This window comes from Brevibacillus reuszeri (assembly GCF_002897295.1).
GTDB lineage: Bacteria > Bacillota > Bacilli > Brevibacillales > Brevibacillaceae > Brevibacillus > Brevibacillus reuszeri_A.
Genome location: NZ_BEXF01000003.1, coordinates 20,288 through 41,019, shown reverse-complemented (window position 1 = coordinate 41,019; position 20,732 = coordinate 20,288). Strand labels below are relative to the sequence as shown.

The 20,732-nt window shown below is 47.1% G+C and carries 16 protein-coding genes; 10 read left to right on the top strand and 6 right to left on the bottom strand.

Annotated features, from left to right (window positions below):
* Window positions 1-24 precede the first annotated feature (24 nt).
* The 4 genes from secD (at window position 25) to C3B52_RS05615 (ending at window position 3,930) form a co-directional block, all read left to right on the top strand.
* Window positions 25-2,187, top strand: a complete 2,163-nt coding sequence (gene secD / locus C3B52_RS05630; protein WP_164684710.1) for a protein translocase subunit SecD — start codon at window positions 25-27, stop codon at window positions 2,185-2,187.
* Window positions 2,188-2,267: 80 nt separating this feature from the next.
* Window positions 2,268-2,894, top strand: coding sequence for a LysE family translocator (locus C3B52_RS05625; RefSeq protein ID WP_103105107.1), 627 nt, complete (start codon window positions 2,268-2,270; stop codon window positions 2,892-2,894).
* Window positions 2,895-2,900: 6 nt separating this feature from the next.
* Entirely contained in the window at window positions 2,901-3,446 is a 546-nt protein-coding gene (locus C3B52_RS05620; protein ID WP_103105106.1) for a GNAT family N-acetyltransferase, read from the top strand.
* 124 nt (window positions 3,447-3,570) lie between these two features.
* Window positions 3,571-3,930 carry a cupin domain-containing protein gene (locus C3B52_RS05615; protein ID WP_103105105.1) on the top strand — a complete coding sequence of 120 codons (360 nt, stop codon included), beginning with the start codon at window positions 3,571-3,573 and terminating at the stop codon, window positions 3,928-3,930.
* A 53-nt stretch (window positions 3,931-3,983) separates the two neighbouring features.
* Here C3B52_RS05615 and C3B52_RS05610 read toward each other — a convergent pair whose 3' ends face one another.
* Together C3B52_RS05610 and C3B52_RS05605 are read right to left on the bottom strand one after the other, a co-directional pair.
* Window positions 3,984-5,084, bottom strand: coding sequence for a COG1470 family protein (locus C3B52_RS05610; protein WP_235615625.1), 1,101 nt, complete (start codon window positions 5,082-5,084; stop codon window positions 3,984-3,986).
* 226 nt (window positions 5,085-5,310) lie between these two features.
* A complete protein-coding gene (locus C3B52_RS05605) occupies window positions 5,311-6,540 on the bottom strand; it encodes an MFS transporter (protein ID WP_103105103.1) in 1,230 nt (409 codons plus the stop codon).
* Between the two features lie 214 nt (window positions 6,541-6,754).
* Between C3B52_RS05605 and C3B52_RS05600 the strand changes: the two genes are divergently transcribed.
* Complete coding sequence (locus C3B52_RS05600) at window positions 6,755-7,738, top strand: NAD(P)H-quinone oxidoreductase (RefSeq protein ID WP_103105102.1); 984 nt, start codon at window positions 6,755-6,757, stop codon at window positions 7,736-7,738.
* Between the two features lie 83 nt (window positions 7,739-7,821).
* On the opposite strand, the gene C3B52_RS05595 is transcribed toward C3B52_RS05600, so the two are convergent.
* Window positions 7,822-9,255 (bottom strand): SulP family inorganic anion transporter, encoded by a 1,434-nt coding sequence (locus C3B52_RS05595; protein WP_103105474.1) that lies wholly within the window; start codon window positions 9,253-9,255, stop codon window positions 7,822-7,824.
* Between the two features lie 262 nt (window positions 9,256-9,517).
* Between C3B52_RS05595 and C3B52_RS05590 the strand changes: the two genes are divergently transcribed.
* From C3B52_RS05590 to C3B52_RS05570, 5 genes are all read left to right on the top strand, one after another.
* A complete protein-coding gene (locus tag C3B52_RS05590) occupies window positions 9,518-10,699 on the top strand; it encodes a P1 family peptidase (RefSeq protein ID WP_123058846.1) in 1,182 nt (393 codons plus the stop codon).
* 237 nt (window positions 10,700-10,936) lie between these two features.
* The gene (locus tag C3B52_RS05585) at window positions 10,937-12,688 is read left to right on the top strand and encodes an ABC transporter ATP-binding protein (protein WP_103105101.1); all 1,752 of its coding nucleotides are present in this window, start codon (window positions 10,937-10,939) and stop codon (window positions 12,686-12,688) included.
* A 32-nt stretch (window positions 12,689-12,720) separates the two neighbouring features.
* Window positions 12,721-13,503: a (2Fe-2S)-binding protein gene (locus C3B52_RS05580; RefSeq protein ID WP_103105100.1), complete on the top strand. Its 783-nt coding sequence runs from the start codon at window positions 12,721-12,723 to the stop codon at window positions 13,501-13,503.
* 217 nt (window positions 13,504-13,720) lie between these two features.
* Complete coding sequence (locus C3B52_RS05575) at window positions 13,721-13,972, top strand: hypothetical protein (protein ID WP_103105099.1); 252 nt, start codon at window positions 13,721-13,723, stop codon at window positions 13,970-13,972.
* 12 nt (window positions 13,973-13,984) lie between these two features.
* Window positions 13,985-16,027: an EAL domain-containing protein gene (locus tag C3B52_RS05570; RefSeq protein ID WP_268811878.1), complete on the top strand. Its 2,043-nt coding sequence runs from the start codon at window positions 13,985-13,987 to the stop codon at window positions 16,025-16,027.
* A 77-nt stretch (window positions 16,028-16,104) separates the two neighbouring features.
* Here C3B52_RS05570 and C3B52_RS36325 read toward each other — a convergent pair whose 3' ends face one another.
* The 3 genes from C3B52_RS36325 to C3B52_RS05560 are packed head-to-tail and all read right to left on the bottom strand — an operon-like array spanning window position 16,105 to window position 20,717.
* Complete coding sequence (locus C3B52_RS36325; protein WP_164684708.1) at window positions 16,105-16,248, bottom strand: hypothetical protein; 144 nt, start codon at window positions 16,246-16,248, stop codon at window positions 16,105-16,107.
* A gap of 9 nt (window positions 16,249-16,257) precedes the next feature.
* The gene (locus C3B52_RS05565; protein ID WP_103105097.1) at window positions 16,258-19,116 is read right to left on the bottom strand and encodes a DEAD/DEAH box helicase; all 2,859 of its coding nucleotides are present in this window, start codon (window positions 19,114-19,116) and stop codon (window positions 16,258-16,260) included.
* On the bottom strand, window positions 19,113-20,717 hold the full coding sequence (locus C3B52_RS05560) for an SWIM zinc finger family protein (RefSeq protein WP_103105096.1): 1,605 nt from the start codon (window positions 20,715-20,717) through the stop codon (window positions 19,113-19,115). Before C3B52_RS05560 ends, C3B52_RS05565 begins: the two co-directional genes overlap by 4 nt.
* Between the last annotated feature and the right edge of the window lie 15 nt (window positions 20,718-20,732).

Here is a 20,732-nt window from a genome sequence, read left to right as displayed (position 1 = left end):
TAGGATGAAATGGGGAATAAGAGAGTGAAGAAATGGTCCAGAATCGTCAGTTTTATCGTTTTCGTCGTGGCAGCTTGCTGGGTAATGATGACCACTACTCCGAAAATAACGCAAAATATCAGCTTGGGCTTGGATTTACAGGGTGGCTTTGAAATACTGTACAAGGTCGAGCCTATGCAAGAAGGAGAAGCGGTTACGAGGGAGTTACTCAAGGTAACGGCATCCATGATTGAAAAGCGTGTCAATATCGGAGGCGTCAAAGAGCCAGAAGTCACCATCGAAAATCCTGATCGAATCCGCGTCAAGCTGGCAGGTGTAACGAATGAGGAAACACTGCGGAGCCTGATTGGAAGACCTGCCGTACTTACCTTTCGAGACGAGCAGGGTAGGACGGTGATGGAAGGGCGTGACTTGGCGCCAAATGGTGCAACGGTTGATTTTGACGATTTAAAAAGACCGCTGATCGTATTAAAATTTGCAGATCCTCAGAAATTTGCCGACGTTACAAAAAAGAACCTAAACAAAAAGGTAGCTATATACCTTGATGACGAGATGCTGACCAATCCGGTGATAGAAGAAGTGATTCCCTCAGGAAATGCCCAAATCAGGGGACAGCATTCTCTAGAGGAAGCAAATCAGCTCGCGGATATATTGAACTCAGGAGCATTGCCATCGAGGCTGGTTGAGCTCCAAACGAACTCAGTCGGAGCGAGTTTAGGAGCAATGGCGCTGGAAAAGACGGTATTTGCCGGCTATGTAGGGTTTGGCGTTGTTCTATTGTTCATGCTGTGGATTTATCGGATGCCTGGCATGATTGCCAATCTCACACTTATTTTTTTCACTTATATTTGCTTGATGGTGCTGTCATGGATGCAAGCCACTTTGACCCTGACTGGGATCGCAGGCTTTATTCTGTCAGTGGGAATGGCGGTTGATGCAAATATCATCACCTACGAGCGCATCCAAGAGGAGCTTCGTAACCAAAAAACAGCACTGTCAGCTTTTCGTACAGGACAAAGACGATCGTTTATTACCATTCTTGACTCTCATGTGACAACGATTATTGCAGCTCTCGTGTTGATGGCTTTTGGTTCAAGCTCTATTCAGGGCTTTTCGGTCATCCTGATCATGACGTTAATTGTAAGCTTGTTTACAAATGTCTTCGGATCGCGTTGGCTGCTTGCATGGCTTCTTAAGACTAATCTGTTTAAGAGACCGACCTGGTTTGGCGTCGCGGAGAGAGACATACGTGAGCAGGAGAATGCCGAGGTCATTCGATTTGATATTGTCAAACGGCGCCGCAGCTTCTATCTGTTCTCCACAAGCATTCTAGTTCTGGGACTTTGCTCAATGTTCATTTTTGGCTTACATGTAGGTGTTGATTTCAAAGCTGGAACTAGACTTGATATGTTTATCGGAAAAGAATTCCAGACATTGGAAATCAGTCCCATCCTCCAGAAGGAGGTTCCTGATAGCAAATTCAAGCCTGTAACCAAATTCGGCACACATAACGAATGGGCAACGACAACCTTTGAGAAGCCGATAAACAAGACAGAGCTGGAGAATATTCATAAAAGCCTACAGCAGCATTACGGCAGCCAGGTAAATATGCAAGAGTCAACCGTTGATCCGATTATTGCGGATGAGATGGTGCAGAAAGCGGCGTTGGCGGTGATGCTGGCAGCAATCGGTATCACCATATATATCGCGATTCGCTTTCAGTTTTTGTTTGGACTTGCTTGCATCGTCGCTCTGTTACACGATGTGTTTGTCCCGCTTGCGCTTTTCTCTGTTTTTCAATTGGAGATTGATTTGACGTTCATTGCCGCGATCCTCACGATTGTGGGCTTCTCGATCAACGATACGATTGTGATTTTTGACCGGATTCGTGAAAATCTACAGAATCGAAAGGTGCAGACCTTTGATGAACTGCAGGAGCTGGTAAATGTCAGTCTGTGGCAGACCATGCGCCGTTCTGTTTTTACTGTGCTTACTGTATTCATTACGGTTTTGGCAATCGCAATGTACGGAAGTGAAGGCGTGTACCATTTCTCCCTGGCATTGATATTTGGCTTGGTGAGCGGGACCTATTCGTCCATTTTCATCGCCGCGCAGCTTTGGGTCAGCTTTAAAAAACGTGAATTCAGCAAAGAAAAAGCTGTAGTAGCCAAGGAGACAGTAGAGTAGTGAAAACTTGTCGCAATGTTCTGTAAGGACTATAATGAGAAAGTCTGCTGTCGATGTTGAAATGAGAGGAAGAAGACATCATGATTGATTTTTCTACATTGGGTGCTTTTCTGGCGGTTGTAATAGGACTGTTCCTGATTCCGGGACCAGCTGTATTGCTAACAGCCACGAGAACCGTGCAGGGCGGTCGAAAAGCAGGGATCATGGCAGGCTTTGGTATTGCGACAGGTGACTTCATCCATACGATTTTTGCTGCAGTTGGTCTTTCTGCGATTTTGATGACCTCTGCGTTAGCGTTTAATGTCGTGAAATATGCGGGCGCTGCTTACCTAGTTTATTTAGGAATTCGCGCTTTGCTGGAAAAACCAACAGACCCACAGCTGCCAAAGATTGCTCCATTGTCACCGTTAAAATCGTACGGTCAAGCCATTGTCGCCGAGGTACTCAACCCAAAGACCGCTTTATTTTTCCTGGCGTTTTTACCACAGTTTGTGCACCCGGAGCTAGGAGCATCCGTGATGCAATTTCTCGTACTGGGGTTGATTTTCGTCATTTTGGGCTTCGGTTATACGACCTTGATCGCCCTGAGTATTCGTCCGTTGGGGCATTTGGTTAAGCGGGTCTCGTGGCTGGGGCGCTGGAGTGGCAAAATAGTCGGCTCCGTTTATATCATATTGGGATTAAAGGTAGCCCTTCAACAGAGGTGATGACGATTGACCGATCGTACAAAGATTTACTACCGTACCTTGCAGCAGTCTGACTTCACTCCTGATCTGCTGGCTCATTTTCACCGTTACCAAGAAACGACCCGCGTCTGGTATGAGACAGATGGAGAGTATCTGCTAAAAGAGGATCACTTTATCGACGAGTGGGATGAACACAAAAAGCAGCAAGTCATTTCGTCCTTGCAAGCCTGTGTCGCTTCCGGCGGAGCTGTAGTGGGAGCATTTGTGGAAAATGCCTTGATCGGTTTTGCCAACGTAGAGGGCGCACGCTTTGGCTCTGCAGGGCAATACGTCGAGCTGCCGTATATTCATGTATCAAATGAATGGAGAAAAGCGGGACTCGGGAGAAGCCTGTTTCAACAGATCTGCGACCAGGCGAGGCAGCTAGGTGCCAAGAAGCTTTACATTGCTGCTCATCCTTCAGAGGAAACACAGCATTTTTATCGCCGGGTGGGATGCACGTATGCGGTGGAGATAAATGAAGAAATCCTTGCCAGAGAACCGTTGGATATCCAGATGGAATATCTGTTGTAAGATGAACAAGTAAGATAAGAATGCTTGCCATGATGAGCCGGGGGAAACGTTAGGATCTCCCGGTTTCTTAACAAAATCAGAAAGAATAAACTTCACGGTGCATACAAAGAGAGGGTGTTGGACCATGCAAAAAGTGAATCTTCAGGAAAAATTCTCGCTTTTTCACGACTATTGGAGCCCAAAAATCGCTGGGGAGATTAATGATTCACATGTAAAGCTAGTGAAGCTCAAGGGAGAGTTTGTTTGGCATCATCATGATCACGAAGATGAAATGTTTCTTGTCGTAAAAGGAAAGCTATTAATTAAGTTCGGAGACAGGGATGTTTGGCTGGATGAAGGTGAATTTATCATTGTTCCAAAAGGCGTCGAGCACATGCCAGTTGCCGAGGAAGAGGTACATGTGCTGCTTCTTGAGCCAAAAACGACTCTCAATACGGGAAATCAAGTGAATGAAAGAACGGTTTCCGACCTGCAGACAATTTAGAGATAAGAAATCCCCACTCGACACCGATGCAATGAGAGGGGATTTCTTTTCTTTTATTTCACTTCAACTGTAAAGTCCTTCAGTGGTTGGCTTGACCAGCCTTGCTTCAAGGATACGATAAAACGATAGCTTGCTTTCGGCGCACTTTTGCTGGATTTGACCTTGATTTGAACCGTTGCGGTTTCACCAGGCATCAGTTCCAGATTTTTTTCAGGATCGGTGATGACCTTTACCATATTTGGACTATTGAAGGCAAAGTGATAATTGACATCGATTGTGTATTTCGCGGTGTGAACTTTGCTGTTATTGGTCACCTGAACGTTTTCAATAAGAATTTCTTCTCCAGGAGACATCACGTACCCACCCTTGGCATTCGTCTGCTCTTCTTTAGCGGAACTTGGTGCTTGAGGTGCCTGTGCGAAAGCTGGTGCTTTTGCCACAGGCGATTGCTCTGGCTGTGGCATGGCGATATGCTCATTTTGCGGATAGCTTTTTAGCATGTACACAACAACGTCATTTGATTCGGGATAATAGTCGACCTTTACGGAAGTATAACCAGTAGGGGACTCATAAAAGTCTACGTTTCCCGTATCGAGCGTTTTTGTCAGACTAGACAGCCACTGCTTTTCCAGCAGCTCCTTTTTCCCCTCGTAAGTCATGTAGCTGATATATTGGTCATTCTCATCGAAGAAAATGGAGAACGGTCCGTAGTTATAACTCAAGCTTCTGGTTTCACCATCCACATAGGCTTCTGACTTAGGCTTTCCAAGCAAAGTTTTCACTTCTTCTTTTGTCATGACAAAAGACAGTACCTTTTCTGTTCCATCCTGATTGTATATCGCTACATACTCGCCCATCTGAAGCGATGCATAAAAAGGGTCCGAGGCATTTGCAGCAGCTGTGCTCGCCTTTTCGGCAGTAGGAGAGGCAGTCTGTGGATCACTGCTTTCTTGAGTGGATTCTTCTCCTAGGTTAGGGGGTGCTCCTGTACTAATTTCCCGCGTTGTGTCCTTGGGAGCTGTCGTTTTCACGGGGAGAGCATTTTTAGAGTCAAATACAAACTGATTCAACAAAAAGATAGAGCCTCCAGCTACCCCAACTACGATTCCGATTACCGCTAGGAATTTCCCTAGCTCGCTTTTTGCGTCATTCATTTTGGCCAAGATAATCCTCCTACATCGTCACGGTCATTGATCACTGTGATTTGTGCCAATTTACGTATGTCATCTAATACTTATTACCCATTATCGGTGATTTGCTAAACATTCTGAAGGATGAGATTAAGTTTGGAATTGAAGAGGAAATGAAAAAACTCCCTGTGAAAGCAACTACGAGATAGGATCGCAATAGTTGCTTACGGAGAGCTTCTTAAAAGAATGTTTACTTAGTAGCCAGCTGTGGATCGTTAACCGATTGCTTCACATTTTGGCTGGCAGGACCTGGCTTTTTATAGTGAATGAGGATCGCTGTCGCGAGTAGAGCAATCCCGTTGATAATGAATACGACTCGAATCGGGATGAGCCCACCCAAAACTCCTCCGAGGACTGGTCCGAGCATGGTGGCGAGCTGTGTGGCTGACTGATTGAGGCTAAAGGCTCTGCCACGAAACTCGGGCTCTGTTACTTTCACAATCATTGCGTTGATAGATGGGTACACAGCTGCAAAAAATAGCCCGTACATAAAGCGCAAGATCCCGAAGCCGTACAAATTGGTGAAGAAAAATTGCAGCAGATTTCCGAGAGCACCGCCAAGCAAGCCTACGAAAAGAATTTTTGCGTACCCGATTTTGGTACCGAGCTTTCCCCATTGCGGTGCGGCAATCACAGTTGCGATTCCTACTGCGGCGAAAATGATACCGGCACTAAGCGATGCTTCACTCTGAGAGGCGCCTAACTGCAGGACGTAGACAGTGAGCAACGGCTCGAGCAGCATCACGGAAACAGTAACCATCAGGCTAAGACCGAGAATGGACATAAGAGGACGATTGGCTACCGCCGAACGTAAATCCTCCCGCACATTAGAACGTACACCTGAGCGATTCATGTTTGTTTCTTTGACGAGGAAGGTAGCGATCATAGCCGCAACCAGAACAACAACGCCGGAGAACAAAAAAGCTTCTGCATTTCCGAAAATGTGACTGACTACACCACCGACCAGCGGACCGACGATCCCGCCTGTGGCTCCTGCGGTCGCCATGACCCCGAGTGCATAGCCGACATTCTTTTCAGGTGTATTTGTCGCGACGAGTGCAATCGCAGCAGGTACGTATCCTGCAAGCAGACCCTGAAAAATGCGCAATACAATAAACAAATAAGGATTTGTGATAAAGTAAGTCAAAAAATATAACAGGGCCAAACTAAATCCAGAGCGAATCAGCATCGGTTTCCGACCGTATTTATCCGCCAGTGAACCCCAATAAGGAGAAATCAGGGCACTCGCCAAAAAGGTAATGCCGAATGAGATCCCAGACCATGCCTCCAAATGCTCATTGACACCGAGTGTTGTGTGCAAGAAAATCGGCAAGAATGGTATGGAAATAGAGTAGGCGGTGCTACAGAAAAAGACTCCAACCCAAAGTAATATGAGATTACGTTTCCAAGAAAAATCCATATTTCTCTCACAACCTTTGCAGTTAAAAAGCAGGGATATTCATATGGATCATTCTAGCACTGGTTCTAAAAGGTGACCAATAAAGAAATATGATCGCACTATTGCAAAAAAGAAATAAGGGAAAACCTTGACGTATTGATTTTTCTGTTAAATTGGTTAAAAATGCTATCATGCTGATTGAATTTTGATCTTACAAAAAGGAGGTTTTTCTCCGATGAAAGCTATCGTGGTGGATAAACCAGGTGGTCCAGAGATGCTCAAGCTAGTGGATATTCCTGCGCCTCTCGCAGGGGATGATGAAATTCTGATCCGAGTACAAGCAGGTGCGATTAATCGAATGGACATTCTCGCAAGACAAGGAGGGGCCTCCGAATTCAAAAAAGCTACGGCTCAATTAGGCGTAGAAGTCGCAGGGATCGTCGAGCAGGTGGGGAAGGGTGTCACGGACTGGAAATACGGAGACAAGGTAATGGGCCTTGTCACTGGAGGGTATGCCGAATATGCGGTCATGCCTGCCAATCGAGCCATGGCGATACCGGATAGTCTCAGCTTTGTGGAAGCGGCAGCGATTCCGGAAGTTTTTTTAACCGCCTATCAAACATTGTTTTGGATTGGAAAGCTACAGGAAAAGGAAACGGTACTCATTCATGCCGGAGCCAGTGGAGTAGGAACCGCTGCAATCCAATTGGCAAAGAAGGTAGCGAAGGCAACTGTTATCGTGACGGTTGGCTCAGACGACAAAGCTGCTTTTTGCAAGGAGCTAGGGGCAGATTATGCAATCAATTATAAATCGGCAGCATTTGAAGAAGAGGTAGCGAGGATTACGAATGGCCAAGGCGTTAATCTGATACTCGATTTTATTGGGGCGTCCTACTGGAAAAAGAATATCGCAAGTGCCAGCATAGATGGACGCATTGTTTTGATTGGCATCCTGGGTGGCAGAGAAGCGGAACCGATCGACCTGATGACGCTCATGGGGAAAAGGCTACAAGTGACAGGCACGTTGCTTACTCCACGTAGCGATGAGTACAAAGCACAATTAAGCAGGGATTTGGCGAAACATATTTTACCTCTGTTTGCTTCTGGTGAGATTAAGCCGATCATCGACCGAGTCTATCCACTTGAAGAAATCGCTCTCGCTCATGTCCGCATGGAAGAAAATCAGAATGTAGGAAAACTAGTCTTTCGCATCGAGTAAACAAGCAAACGCAAAATGAAAAAATCCCCTCCAGCAGCCAAGTGAAAGTGCGTTCCTTTCAAGGCTGAGGAGGGGATTTGTCGTCAATGACTGGATGGAGCACTGATGCCAATACGGTCTATAAGTCGCTTGCTCTCTTCGTTTAGGCCCGTAATGACGACGTGCTTATCCATTTGTCTATATTTGAGGATGACCTTAGAAATCGCTGTGACTGCCGAATGATCCCACACGTGGGAGCGTGAAAAATCAATGATTACCTGCTCTGGATCATCGGTAATCGTAAATTGTTCCACGAAGTGAGACATCGTCCCGAAAAATAACTGTCCAGAGATGACATACACCTTTTCACCGGTTTCACTCACATAAGAAGTGGAGCTTAAGCGAGACATTCGCCAGCCAAAAATGAGTGCGCTGAGAATGACGCCAGCGATGACACCTTTGGCCAAATCATGTGTTGCAACTACGATGATAACGGTCGTAATCATTACAGCCGCGTCTCCTAACGGAATCTTGCGTATATCCCGAATGGATTGCCAATCAAATGTGCCAATAGAAACCATCACCATGACACCAACAAGAGCAGCCATCGGAATTTGTTTCACGACATCGCCTAACACGAGAATCAGAAAGAGCAGGAATACCCCTGCTACTAGTGTCGACAAGCGACCACGTCCGCCTGACTTCACGTTGATAACGGATTGGCCAATCATCGCACAGCCTGCCATACCGCCAAAAAAGCCTGTTACCACATTGGCGATGCCTTGTCCCTTTACTTCTCTGTTTTTGCTGCTGCGTGTGTCGGTCATTTCATCCAAAATCGCAGCCGTCATCAAGGACTCCAAAATTCCGACTAGGGCGAGAGGAAAGGAGTATGGCAAAATAATCCAAAGAGTTTCCAGGGTGAGAGGGACGCTAGGTGCGTGAAACAAGGGGAGCGCGCGTGTAATCTCACCCATATCACCCACCGTTCTCAAGTCGAGCCCAGCAAGCATCGCAATCACTGTCATTACGATAATGGCAACGAGTGCGGACGGTACAGCTTTGGTCAAGCGCGGGAGGAGATAAATAATCGCCAGAGTACCAGCAAGCATCACGTACATTACCCAGGAGGCTTCTACAAAGTGTGGCAGCTGCGCCATAAAAATAAGAATGGCAAGGGCATTTACGAAACCAATCACCACTGAATGCGGGACGAATGTCATCAGCCTGCCAATTTTACATACACCCATCAAAAATTGCAGGATTCCGGTCAAAATGGTCGCAGCAAATAAGTACTCGAGGCCATGCTCCTTCACCAGCGTAACCATTAAAAGTGCCATTGCGCCCGTTGCGGCTGAGATCATCGCTGGTCGTCCACCTACAAAGGCGATCGTTACTGCCATGCAAAAAGAAGCGTACAAGCCAACCATCGGGTCTACTCCAGCAATAATCGAGAATGCAATCGCTTCTGGAATCAGTGCAAGCGCCACCGTAACCCCTGCCAGCACGTCAGCACGTACGTTAGAAAACCATCCCATTTTTAGTTGTTGAAAATTCAATACAGTACCTCGTTTCTATGTTGTATAGTGACTTTCCCCTTTCAGAAAAGTCGGGGCCGTTTTTCACAGATTTTCAGTATAAAGAAGATGCAGACAGAACACCAGACTTTTTTACAGTTGTAACTGGTAGTGAGTACAAGGAAGGATTGAGCAACTCTTAAAATCGGTTTATGATAGTAATAGACGGAAATTTCAGAATAATAAACATCCATCATATTCTTGTAAAAAGGTGGGTATGACAATGGCCAATGACTGGAAGCAAGAAGAAACGGATGCACAAGAGGTTTTGACTGAGCAAGGAAACCAAAGTGTTTCGCGACGAAGATTTTTAAAGAAGACGGCGATGCTTGGATTGGCTGCTGCAGTACCTGGCTCCTTGCTCACACTTGGTTCCGCATTGGCAGAGGAAAAGAGTGAGGCCAAAGACGGCTCACTGGGCGTTTTGGCTTCTGGAAAGCCTGTCATGGCAAGCGGGACGATCGTTGATGTACCTGGCGTCAAAGTAGGACAAGTACAAGACGATAAAGCATTGACAGGCTGCACAGTGATCGTACTGGAAAAAGGATCGGCATGTGGAGTGGATGTGCGCGGCTCGGCGCCTGGTACGCGAGAAACGGACCTGTTAAACCCGATTAACCAGGTCCAGGAAGTAAATGCAGTCGTACTGACGGGTGGTAGTGCATATGGCTTGGACGCAGCGAGTGGTGTCATGCGGTATATGGAAGAACAAGGACTCGGTTACAACGTCGGAGTAGGTGTCGTGCCGATTATACCAGCAGCGGTCATTTTCGATTTATCGCTCGGAAGCGCAAAGGTTCGTCCAGATCAAAAAATGGGGTATGAAGCAGCAAAAATCGCGAGCAAAGAGCCTGTTCAGCAGGGGAACTTCGGTGCAGGGACAGGCGCGACCGTAGGAAAAATGGCAGGGATGAAAAGAGCGATGAAGGGCGGATTAGGCTCGGCTTCTCGCCGTTTGCCAAATGGTCTGGTCGTTGGAGCCATCGTGGCTGTCAATGCAGTAGGAGAGGTGCGTCTCCCTACTACTGGTGAAATACTCGCTGGAGCACGGGGAGAGGATGGCAAAATTCGTGATAGTCTCTCCTGGATGATCGATGCGAGTACGCCTCCAGTACCGGCTGGAACGAATACAACGATAGCGGTAGTAGCGAGCAACGCCAATCTGAATAAGGTACAAGCCAATAAAGTCGCCCAAATGGCCCATAATGGACTAGCGAAAACCATTCACCCGGTACATACAATGAGTGATGGGGATACGATTTTTGCGATTGCTACCGGAGGGGTAGACGCTTCTGTCAATCTAGTGGGAACCTTGTGTGTCGAGGTGCTTGCAGAAGCAGTAGTGAATGCGATTCTCTCAGCCAAAAGTGCCGGTGGTGTCCCGGCGTATCAGGATTTGCAGTAAGAAGTGTAATACTCCTAACCATAATGCCTGGCTTGATCGTCATCTCTTTTGCTAAGTGGGGGGCGCTTGAACCAGGCTTTTTTCCATGCAACGAGATTACCCCTAGAAACTCTGATCGTAAAAAAATACCAATAAAAGATCGAAAATGTAAGGAAATACATATATAATGACAATGATTATCACTATAAAGGGGGCGTCATGATAAACGCTTCGCGGAAAAAGAGAGGAGTAGCATAGATGATTCGCAGATTTTTTTCCTATTATCGACCATATAAAGGATTGTTCGTGCTAGATTTTTCCTGCGCGATTTTCGTAGCTCTGCTGGAGCTGGGATTTCCACTCGCGGTTAATATGGTTGTCGATCAATTACTTCCGAGCAAGGATTGGGAGCTCATCGTTTGGGCTTGTATTGGCTTGCTCATTTTGTACGGGATCAATTCCGGTATGAACTATGTCGTGACCTACTGGGGTCATATGCTTGGTATTAATATTGAAACGGATATGCGCAAAAAGCTTTACGACCATATTCAAAAGCTGTCATTTCGTTTTTTTGACAATACGAAAACGGGGCATCTGCTATCACGACTGACCAATGACTTGATGGAAATCGGCGAGGTTGCCCACCACGGACCTGAGGATTTGTTTATTGCCATCATGACACTAGTTGGGGCATTTATGCTGATGTTTAGTATCAATGAAGAAATGGCGATTCTTACATTCCTCGTCATCCCAATTATGATTTTCTTCGTAGTCTTCTTTAATCGCAAAATGACAGCTGCCTTCCATCGACTGTACGGCGATATGGCTGATTTCAATGCGCGCGTGGAGGACAATGTTGGCGGGATGCGCGTGGTTCAAGCATTTGCTAACGAGAAATTCGAGAACGGCCGCTTCGCAGAAAATAACCAGCGTTTCCGCTTGACTAAGCTTCTGTCTTACAAAATCATGGCTCAAAATGCTTCGGTCAGCTACATGATGATGCGTTTGGTTACCCTGTTTGTTTTGATTTGCGGAAGCTGGTTTGTCATCCAGGGAGAATTGACTTACGGGGAATTTGTTGCCTTTTTGCTTTTGACAAATGTATTTTTCCGACCACTTGAAAAGATTAATGCCATTATCGAGAGCTATCCAAAAGGTATAGCCGGCTTCAAACGCTATATTGAGATTTTGGACACAGAGCCGGATATTGCCGACGCTCCTGATGCGATTGAAGTACAACAGCTTCGTGGTGATATTCGCTACAAGGATGTTACCTTCAGCTATGATCGCGAATCGACTGTCCTGCAAAAAATTGATTTGAGCATTCGCGCTGGAGAAACCATCGCATTTGTTGGTCCATCTGGTGCAGGTAAAACTACGCTTTGTAGCCTCTTGCCACGGTTCTACGAAATTGATGGAGGTAGCATCTCGATTGATGGGATAGACATTCGCAATATCACATTGTCTTCACTTCGCAGCCAGATAGGGATTGTACAGCAGGACGTATTTCTATTCTCTGGCACAATCCGCGAAAACATCGTCTACGGAAAGCAAAATGCCTCTGATGAAGAGATCTGGGATGCGGCTCGTCGCGCGAGACTCGAGGATTTCATTCGCTCGCAGCCCGCAGGTCTCGAAACGATCATCGGAGAACGGGGAGTAAAGCTGTCTGGGGGACAAAAGCAACGTCTTGCTATTGCACGGATGTTTTTGAAAAATCCACCGATCTTGATTCTCGACGAGGCGACGTCAGCGCTTGATACCGAAACAGAAGCTGCGATTCAGCAATCTCTCGTGGAGCTGTCCAAAGGGCGTACAACACTTGTTATTGCGCACCGTTTGGCAACGATTAAAAATGCAGATCGAATCATTGTTGTGACGGAACAAGGCATTACGGAACAAGGCAGTCATGATGAGCTGCTAGAGCAAGAAGGGATTTATAGCAGACTGTATCAGGCGCAGTTTGGAACGTACCTGGACCAGTCCCGTAATGTATATTCGGGCTCTTAATCAACCGATTGATGAGAAAGTGGGAGGCCAGGATGAGCAAGATTGATTTTCAGCACTTGACGGAGAATTTTCCGATTACTACCGAGCCCAGGGAGAACGTCCTTCTATCGTTCAGGGCAGACGAGCTGGTCGATCCCAAAAACATGGAGCTGCTTGTCCAGACGTATGCGCCTTTGATCAAAGCAAAGGATGAAAGTCCTGTAGGCACCTATTTCTGCAGCTGGCTCGGCGCACTCGCTCTTGGACATCAATATATGATCTCCGTTTGGAACTGTTCGCTGGATATGGCGCTTGGGAATTGGACAGTGGAGTTGTATGTAGATGGTGAAACGGGCAGGTTCGCTTTCTTATGTCATGATACAAAGACACGGACAGCTCCAGAGGGGGAAGAGCTGCGAAATCACTGGCGGGAGCAGCAGTACCGGGAACTTTACCAGCGAACGGTGAAACCTGTCATCCAGGCACTATCATCAGCGACTGGTAATACTTTGGGCATTCTTTGGGGACAGCTTCCTTCACGCTTCAATTATTACATGGAGTTGTTCATTGACACTGTGGCTGATCCAATAGGAAAACAGCGACTGGAACAAGATTATCATTTTTTGAGCCGCGAGCTTGACAGTGAAGTTTTTGGTCAACCCAAAAATCCGTTCGATGTGAAAATACATTGGGTCGAGGATTTACGGGACCCGCTGAAGAAGGTACGTTTGAAAAATCAATGCTGTTTGTATTTCAAAACAGAAGGTGGATACTATTGCTACACATGCCCGCGATTAAAGGAAAGTGAGCGTGCAGAGCGGAGAAAACAGGCATAGCAAAAGAGGGAAAGGAAAGACCCAGTGCTGAGACAAAGTGCTGGGTCTTTCTGTCTGATGGGACGAGGTAAAGCTGACATGGATGTGACTTCACATCTAGACATGGCGTATAATTATTTTATAATGAATAGAAAGGATGGATATGAAATGGTCTACATGATGGAGAAGCATCGGTAAAACAGCATCGCGCAAAAACGACAAGAGGAAGTGGTGCGTATTGCAAAAGTGGGAGCATAATGAGGACATTGCAGAGCCAGATGATGGGGAGAAAGATCTCCCTCAACCACTTGATGGCGAAGAATACAATCTACGCTATTTACCGCTTGTTGATTTGAAGTCGGGTAAGTGGATCGGTGCAGAGCTTCTTTTAGTTCGAAATATTCCGAAAAATAAATCTATGCTTGACTGCTCACTGCCAGAGAAAAGCGGAGTTGCCGCTAGGGAACAATGGGTCCTGCAGACCGCTTGAAAACAAAACAAGCTGTGGCAAGAAGCAGGGTTATCACCGTTTGTCGTAGCTGTTCGTATATCTGCAGAATCATTTTATGATGCGGGCTTCGTCAAAGCAGTCGAGCAAACCATACTGAAAGCCGGACTTCCTCCTCATTTTTTAGAACTTCTCATTCCCGAGGCGATCGTGCTGGAAGCGGAGCGAAGCCTCGACATTTTGATACAGCTAAAAAAGATTGGCGTACAGATATGCTTGGACGAGTTTGGACTGGGCTTCAGCAGTCTTACACAATTGAGCCGATATCCGGTCAATCGTCTGAGGATCGATCGGACCTTCGTTCAACAAAGCACGATGAACCGCGAAAATGAAACGGCCGTCAAAATGATAATAGGTATTGGCAGAAATCTTCAGGTGCAAGTAACAGCAGATGGTGTGGGTACAGCTGAGCAGTTAGCCTTTCTCCACGAGGTCTCTTGTGATTCGGCGCAGGGACTTTACTTTGGTGAAGCTCTGGCTCCTGAGCTGGTGCTTGGGCAGTGGAAACTTACAGGTAATAACGCCACCTGTCGGAGTGTGGGACAGGCATTTGAAGAGCACGTCCGTGAGCGAGCAGCACCACCTCCGCTGCACGAGGACCTATTTGAAACTTTGCGTAATCAGCAAGGAATGACCTTTTCTTTTCGCAGACAAAATGGCAAGTTTATACATACCTTGTGTCAGGGTGAGCTACTCTACCGGATTGGTTTAACACCTGAACAAGTGGTAGGAAAACCATTGATCGAAATATTACCTGCGACCGAAGCTGTCAGAAAAGAAAGTTATTATGAACGTGCATGGGCCGGGGAAGAAAATGTGAACTACGAAGGCTTTGTCAATGGCGTTTTTTATTTGGCAGCTCTGCGACCCATTTTTCATAAAGGGATTGTTAAAGAAGTGATTGCGTCTTGTGTGGACATCACCGAGCTGAAGACAGCGGAGGAAGAAAAACGCATCAGTGAAGCGAAGTTCAGGCTGATTGCTGAAAATATGTCAGATGTGATCGTCATTTTGGATCGTCATTTTTCCATGACCTACGTGTCGCCATCTGTGAATGAGGTCCTGGAGGTCACACCTGAGGAGCTCATGCATCAACCGATTGTATCCTTTTTATCAAAAGAAGAAGGCAATCGGGTACTGGCGACCTTGCTGGAAATTATGGAAACAAAGCTTCCCAAGCTTATCACGTTTTCATGGGGGCAACAAAATGGCAAAAGAACAATACTGGAAGCGAAAGGAACGCCAGTACTCAGTGAGTGTCAGGAAAGAGGACAAATTATTTTTGTGATCCGTAATGTCACGGCACAATTGCAGGCGGAGGAGTTTATTAGAAAAATGGAGAAGCTGTCTGTTGTTGGCCAGCTTGCAGCAGGGGTGGCTCATGAAATTCGCAACCCTGTCACGTCGATAAAAGGGTTTGTCCAGTTACTCCGTCGAGATCAAGGGAAAAAAGAATATTTCGATATTATGCTTCAGGAATTTCAACAGCTGGAGAGCATTTTGCGAGAATTTGTGTTTCTTACACAGCAGCATTCCAATTATTACGAGCTGACAAATGTAAGGAATATGATTCAAAGCATTGCGTCCTGCATTCAGGCTGAGGCTGACCAGCATAAGCTGGAGCTCACTTTTTGGATAGCAGAGGAGCAGCGCATGTGGTGCGATCCCGGGCAAATTAAGCAAGTGATGAGTCATTTACTAACGAATGCAATAGAGTCCATGCCAGATGGAGGAATCATCCAGATCCTGGTTAGACCGGAGGGAGATGACAAAGTGATGATTCGGATCGTGGACACAGGCTGCGGCATGAGCGAAGAGAGATTGAAGCGCATAGGTGAACCGTTTTATAGTACCAAAGAAAAAGGAACCGGCTTAGGCCTTATGATCAGTTATAAAATTATTGAGAATCATGCTGGTGTTATTCATTTTTGCAGTGAACCGAATAAGGGAACGACAGTGGAGGTATATATTCCGATCAAACAACCGCTGTCGACGCCTATACTCGAAGGAACAAAAATCATCTATGGAAGCGAGTGAGCTTTCATTTCCATAAAAAAGAAGGTCCGATGATAGAAAAATCGTCGGACCTTTTGCTTTGTCAATTCCATTACTCTTTATTCGCTCAGCTTTTTCGCCGCGCTAAAGTGACGGGAGACTACTTCCAAAAAGTGGCGCCAAGCTGCCGGTAGCTCAGGCGGCTGTTCCTGTTTACCGGACTTGACTGCAGAATCAACGGATTTTTCTTCAGGAGCTTGCATGTGTCACATCTATCCTTTCTTCTCCAACCAATCGTGTCGCAGTGTGAACAAATCTCGAAGCTCTGCTGTAGAGAGCTCGGTGATCCACGCTTCTCCGGTACCGACAATTTGCTGGCTTAACGATAGCTTTCTTTCCATCATCTCATCAATTCGTTCCTCGATGGTCCCGAGCGAAATAAATTTGTATACATGGACATTGCGCTGTTGTCCGATTCGATGGGCACGGTCAGTCGCCTGATTTTCTACAGCAGGGTTCCACCAACGATCCAAGTGAATGACGTGATTTGCTTCTGTCAGATTCAGTCCCGTACCGCCCGCACGCAAGGACAGGATAAAAACCGTCCCACGCTCGTGATCAGGAAGCTCAGGGTTTTGGAACCGAGCAATCATCTCATCGCGTTTTTCTTTTTTGGTGGAGCCATTCAGAAACAGCACAGGTCCATGGCCCTCGCGAGTGAGTACACGCTGGAGCATATTGCCCATTTCGATGTACTGGGTAAAGATCAGGCAGCGTTCTCCTTTTTGCCGGATGTCTCCTACCAGCTCCAGGAGCCGTTCCAGCTTGTGCGAACGAACAGCTTCATCATTGGTCGTAATTTCATTGAGGATCAATGCAGGGTGATCACACAATTGCTTTAAACGAGTCAGAGTCGTGAGGATGAGACCACGTCTTTCCATCGGAGAAGCATTTGCCATGCGGTCAAACATATCCTGAATCGCGGTTTCATACAGGGCACCTTGTTCAGCAGTGAGTGGGACGTATTCCTTCCCTTCACTTTTCTCCGGCAAATCTAGCTGGATGCTTGGATCGGTCTTCACCCGGCGCAGCAAAAACGGTTGTATCAAGCGCTGCACTTGTGTGATCAAGGCCTGATCCTGATCTCGTTCGATCGGCTGCACAAAGCGATGGGAAAAGTCACCGAGACTACCGAGGTAACCTGGATTCAGGAAGTCAAAGATGGACCACAGCTCGCTCAGTCGATTTTCGATCGGTGTTCCTGTCAGTGCAATCCGGTGCCAGGCACGCAGATCTCTGACGGCAGAGGCCTGCTTCGTGTAAGCATTCTTGATATTTTGCGCTTCATCGAGACAGATGGTATTCCAGGTAAGAGAAGAAAGCTCTGTCTCATCCAGATGGGAGAGGGCGTAAGAAGTAATAACCAAATCTGCTGACTGTATGGCAGGCAGAAAGTCTTCTTTTTTCTTGCGACCGTTTCCATAGTGAATAAAGACTTTCAGGGATGGGGCAAACCGCTCCAGCTCCTTTTGCCAGTTTCCGATTACCGAGGTCGGACAAATCAGCAGGGAAGGGGCTTCGGAGACATCATTTTGTTTCAACTCAAGCAGATACGTAATAAACTGGACGGTTTTTCCGAGTCCCATGTCATCCGCCAAGCAAGCACCAAGACCAAATCTGCGCAGAAAGAGCAGCCAGGAGCTGCCTTCCAGCTGGTATTTCCGTAGTGTGCCGTGAAAGCTAGCAGGCTGCGGCAAAATCGGAATGTGTTTCGTTTCCTGCAGCTGGCGCATGAGCTCGCTCAGATGCTGGTTTAATTCAACTTCAACCGCAAGCGAGTATGACGTATCGAGATCGTCTTCCTCCGGCACTTCTACCTCTACCGGGGCTGACAGATGCATTTTCATGACATCGCGCAAGGTTAAGCCGTTTTTTCCCTTGTTCTTTTTCAGAGCTTCTTGCATTTGCAAAAACAAGTCTGGCGTCAATTGGACCCAGTGTCCTCTGATTTTCAACAGCCGCTGCTTTTGTTTAATCAGTTGTTCAAATTCTTCTTCACTCAGCTCAACAGGACCAAGAGCGAGCTTCCACTCAAAATCCATCACTTGGGAAATCCCTAAAAAGGACTGCCTGCCAGAGCCAACAGAGGATGTGACCTTTGCTTTCAATTTTGGCTTGACCCTGCGGACCTGCTCCCACCATGCCGGTAAAAAGACATGGATGCCCGCCTGTACGAGCTGTAGACTGCTTGATGTCAAAAACGTCCAAGCCTGCTCGTTGGTGAGGTGTGTAACAAAAGGATAAGCGCTCTTGCGGCCTGTGTGCAGCCAGGGCAGGATCTCCAAGCATTTCTGTAAGTCAGTGAGGAAACGGGCCCAATGCTCCCTCCATGCGTCTGGAATTTCTGCAAAGGAAACACCTTCCGCATGCAGCCAGTCAGGCTCAAGCAAAAAGAGTCGATCAGGCTGTGCCCGATCCTGCAAATAGACATGCAGGGACCAATCATCCGAGCTGCCCTCCGTTTCCACGATTTGCAAACATGTGCGAAACGGAGTCAAGTCAGGAAGCCACCCGATAGATTGCAGCCATTCACTCTCCTGTAGGTGAGATGATAAGTCTGCGCCCATGACAGTGAGGGCAGGAAATTGCGTGACCAATTGATCCCATGCGCGTCCCACAGCTCCTGTATCCGCAATCGTTTCCTCCAAGGCGAGAGAGAGCCAGCGATCTCCGAGAATAGAGGCTTCCTCCGGCTCACAGGCGATTTTCCAGCCCAAGCGTCCCTCCTTCCAGCTGGAAAAGTCAGGGACGATAGCTCCATCACTAAGCGCGCGCATAATCAGAATCGCGGTATCACGAAACGTAGAAAACGCATGGTCCCACGAATAGGTTCGATGCGCCAGCCAAGGCGGGTTTGTGAAAAAAGAGAGGGCTTCAGACGGACGTAGGAGGAGGCCGCGTTCGGATGTTTCCAAGAACGTTCCGTAGTACGAGCTCTCATCCCAGGCGAACAACGCTCCCGCCAAATGCTCGGGATCTATCCGTTCCCCATGTTTACCTGTCCCAGCAATCAGGAAACGTCCGTCTGCCAGGAGCTCTCCGGTTAGAACGAGTGTCATGACGGTACTCATAGATTCAGATTTCCTCTCCTTAATTCCTCCTGAAAAGCACGCAAGCGGTTATACTTTGCCGACAATTGATCTACATAGCGTTCAAAACGAGCATCTTCATTTGCTTTGCTGTAAGTAGACCGCACTTTTTTTAACAGCTTGATTGCTTCCTTGTAAGCGGGGCGATTTCGTTCGTTAATCAACCGATTTACTTCACGCAAATAAAGCGGAAAGAGAAGGGAGGGATGTGATTCCTCGATTTCCTTTGCTTGCGTTGCTGAAATATCAGCAAGCGGGACCTGATAGGACATCTGCAGGTCGATCCATTGCTTGAATAGCTTGTTTTCGTACAGATAAGCCGCGTACTCTTGAAAGCTATTGGGTAAAAAGCGTTTGAGCATGGCACCAGAATCCGCTAGCTGTCCCGTCTGCTCCATGGCTTCTAGCCAGATGGCGGTCACCAGACGATAGTGCGGTGCTTCTGCTTCCCCAACGAGCTGCTCCAGCGATTCCACCCAAAACAGGAATCGTTTCCATTCATTGTTTCGTGCAAAGGCTTTTAGGTACGTGAGGTAAAAGGGTAACGTCAGTTGACGGTTTTTCAGCCAAATACGAAGCGCTGCCTCATCATTGCGCGCCATCACGTAAAAATGAGCGCGAAGCATAAGGTATTTGTCTTGTACTGTTGTCTTTGTCTCGGAATCACTAATCAGCTGGTCTAACTCTTCCGTTTCTTGCTGAATCCAGCCATCGTCACAGAGCAAATACCACCACATCATGTGATAGGCAAAGCTCCAATAGAGGGACGGTGCTTCGTCCTCTTTCATTTTTTTAACGATGTACAGTGTTTCCAATAAGGCTTCCGAATGGTTCTCCCGCAATGCTGAGATGTCTGCGTAAAACAGAGACGCTTCCAGTTGCTCCAGCAGTCGCTCGGCTGTTTGTGTCAAATCCAAATACCAAAATGATTGTCGGTACTTTTTTACGAATTCCTGTAGGGTCAGTAAATGAAACAGGTTGGCATGTATGGTAAACAATTGCGCGCGGTCGCTTGGCCACGTGGCAGCGACACCAAGCACGTTTTCGTAGCTGGAAAATAGCTCTGTAGAGGCGCGGTATGTCTCCATAGCAGAAGAGAGGTTCCTCGTCCAGCTTTCAAAAAAAGTCCACCAGTCGCGCACAGGGCTATTTGCGGTGAGGGAAGATTGAACGGGATGACCGTCGCTTGCCCCTACGAGATGACTCCTATTTTTGAATGCCGGAGTGAGCATTGATTTGGAGAACTGAACGCGCCGAGGCTTTTGCGAACGCGTTAAATAATGACGCGGGTTTTCAAAGACGCTGTACATTTGAAAAAATGTTGCAGCAATATGCTTGCACAGTCTGGAATACGGGCAGCTACATGTGCTGTTTTGTACTGCGTCAAGGTCCAAGCTCACATGATAGACCTCGCCTCCCTGTACATCACTTGTTAACAGGGTGCCTTTTTCTACACGGGTGTTAAAGACGACGCCATCCGAAAAGTAGTTGTAGCCCCGTTCAATGATATGTCCCTCGATATGTGCGAGAATTTGCTCTCCTACCTGAATGACTTGTTCCCGTGTCAACTCTCTTTGCAGCATCAGCCCAGATCCTCC

What these genes read in the sequence shown, in the direction of transcription:
- C3B52_RS05625 (WP_103105107.1), top strand. Translation starts at nt 2,268, where the DNA reads ATGATTGATTTTTCTACATTGGGTGCTTTTCTGGCGGTTGTAATAGGA.
- C3B52_RS05615 (WP_103105105.1), top strand. Translation starts at nt 3,571, where the DNA reads ATGCAAAAAGTGAATCTTCAGGAAAAATTCTCGCTTTTTCACGACTAT.
- C3B52_RS05610 (WP_235615625.1), bottom strand. Translation starts at nt 5,084, where the DNA reads ATGAATGACGCAAAAAGCGAGCTAGGGAAATTCCTAGCGGTAATCGGA.
- C3B52_RS05605 (WP_103105103.1), bottom strand. Translation starts at nt 6,540, where the DNA reads ATGGATTTTTCTTGGAAACGTAATCTCATATTACTTTGGGTTGGAGTC.
- C3B52_RS05600 (WP_103105102.1), top strand. Translation starts at nt 6,755, where the DNA reads ATGAAAGCTATCGTGGTGGATAAACCAGGTGGTCCAGAGATGCTCAAG.
- C3B52_RS05595 (WP_103105474.1), bottom strand. Translation starts at nt 9,255, where the DNA reads ATGGGATGGTTTTCTAACGTACGTGCTGACGTGCTGGCAGGGGTTACG.
- C3B52_RS05590 (WP_123058846.1), top strand. Translation starts at nt 9,518, where the DNA reads ATGGCCAATGACTGGAAGCAAGAAGAAACGGATGCACAAGAGGTTTTG.
- C3B52_RS05585 (WP_103105101.1), top strand. Translation starts at nt 10,937, where the DNA reads ATGATTCGCAGATTTTTTTCCTATTATCGACCATATAAAGGATTGTTC.
- C3B52_RS05580 (WP_103105100.1), top strand. Translation starts at nt 12,721, where the DNA reads ATGAGCAAGATTGATTTTCAGCACTTGACGGAGAATTTTCCGATTACT.
- C3B52_RS36325 (WP_164684708.1), bottom strand. Translation starts at nt 16,248, where the DNA reads ATGCAAGCTCCTGAAGAAAAATCCGTTGATTCTGCAGTCAAGTCCGGT.
- C3B52_RS05565 (WP_103105097.1), bottom strand. Translation starts at nt 19,116, where the DNA reads ATGAGTACCGTCATGACACTCGTTCTAACCGGAGAGCTCCTGGCAGAC.
- C3B52_RS05560 (WP_103105096.1), bottom strand. Translation starts at nt 20,717, where the DNA reads ATGCTGCAAAGAGAGTTGACACGGGAACAAGTCATTCAGGTAGGAGAG.